The sequence below is a fragment of the Komagataeibacter melaceti genome (assembly GCF_003403295.1).
GTDB classification, from domain to species: Bacteria; Pseudomonadota; Alphaproteobacteria; order Acetobacterales; family Acetobacteraceae; genus Komagataeibacter; species Komagataeibacter melaceti.
In genome coordinates this window covers 1-1454 of sequence record NZ_QUWV01000171.1, presented here as the reverse complement: position 1 = coordinate 1454, position 1454 = coordinate 1, and the positions used below count along the sequence as shown (strand labels likewise).

Genomic DNA, 1454 nt, shown 5'->3' with positions numbered 1-1454 from the left:
CAGATGGGGTGGACGGCCTCCATGCGACATCAATGTGCCATGATGAGGTCGGAAGACCATTCAGAGGAGACCGCCCGGATGAAAGTTACCATAATCGGCCTGGATATCGCCAAGTCTGTTTTTCAAGTGCATGGCACGGACGCAAGCGGAAAATGTCTGCTCAAGAAGAAACTCGGGCGGAGTGAAGTTATCTCATTCTTTGAAAAGCTGGAGCGCTGCCTGGTCGTACTCGAAGCCTGTAGCACGTCGCATCACTGGGCTCGTGTCATCCGTGACACCGGTCATGAGGTAAAACTCATTCCCCCTGAAATGGTCAAACCATTTGTCAAACGTGGCAAGAAAAACGATGCTGTTGATGCCGCCGCGATTTGTCTTGCCGCGATCCATCCCGACACGCGCTTCGTCCCGATTAAAAATCGGGAGCAGCAAAGCCTGTTATCGCTGCACTCAACTCGTACCCTTCTGGTCAAACAGCAAACGATGCTGGTGAATGCGTTGCGTGCACTTGCAGCGGAATTCGGTTTGATTGTTCCCCTTGGAAATGCCCGTCTCCCCGAACTTCTGGCGAAAATCGAAACCTCATCCAATCTGCCTGATGCCCTGAAACAGACAACCATGCTGCTCTTTGAACAGTATGGTCGACTGAACGAAAGCATAGAAAACCTGGAAGGAGGTATCCGGACACATGCCAAACAGGATGAAGATGCTCGCCGTCTTTTGACCATCCCGGGCATTGGTCCGGTAACCGCCTCCCTGATTGTCGCGTCTGTTACCGATATTGGGGCCTTCGATACGGCCCGGCACTTCGCAGCCTGGCTTGGTCTCGTACCGCGCCAGCATTCATCGGGCGGAAAAACCCGATTGGGCAGAATTACCAAAACGGGCAACCGGGAAATAAGAAAGATGCTCGTTCTGGGCGCAACATCCATGCTTTACCGCGCACAGAAATGGGATAGCGCTGCGGGAGTATGGCTTTGCAAGCTTCTGGAACGTCGCCCGGGCCGTCTGGCAACCGTGGCGTTAGCCAACAAGCTGGCCCGGATCATCTGGGTTTTGTTGTCGCGCAAAGAGATCTATCGTCCGGCCGGTCGCAGTGTCGCTATAGTCTGACATGTACCACCAGGATGATGGATACCGGAATAAGCTCCGGTAGATCCGGCAGTATGCACTGACCGCGTGATGGGAAAGACTGTAATCAGAAGCAGTTCAGGCAATACCGAATGTCCCCATGTGCCATTGAGCACGAGATCCAGATTGGTGCCTGACACGCAAGCGAACACCCATGATGGCCAGCGAAGGATTTCGCATAAACAGGCCGGACATAAGGGCGCATCTGACCGGATCTCCACATCATGACAGTATCAGTGCATTTCGCTGGAGCGAAAATACGCAGAAGAAAGATACGACAATGCAATCAATGTGACCTCTTGCATCGTAAAGGCCGTCCACATAAG

Annotated in this window: 1 protein-coding gene; it reads left to right on the top strand. The window is 53.1% G+C overall.

Features of this window, described 5'->3' with window-relative positions:
* The first annotated feature begins 78 nt into the window (after positions 1 to 78).
* Entirely contained in the window at positions 79 to 1110 is a 1032-nt protein-coding gene (locus DY926_RS15485) for an IS110 family RNA-guided transposase (protein ID WP_014106769.1), read from the top strand.
* Positions 1111 to 1454: the final 344 nt, after the last annotated feature.

Excerpts from the sequence above, each read along its gene's own strand:
- DY926_RS15485 (WP_014106769.1), top strand. The coding sequence starts at position 79 with ATGAAAGTTACCATAATCGGCCTGGATATCGCCAAGTCTGTTTTTCAA.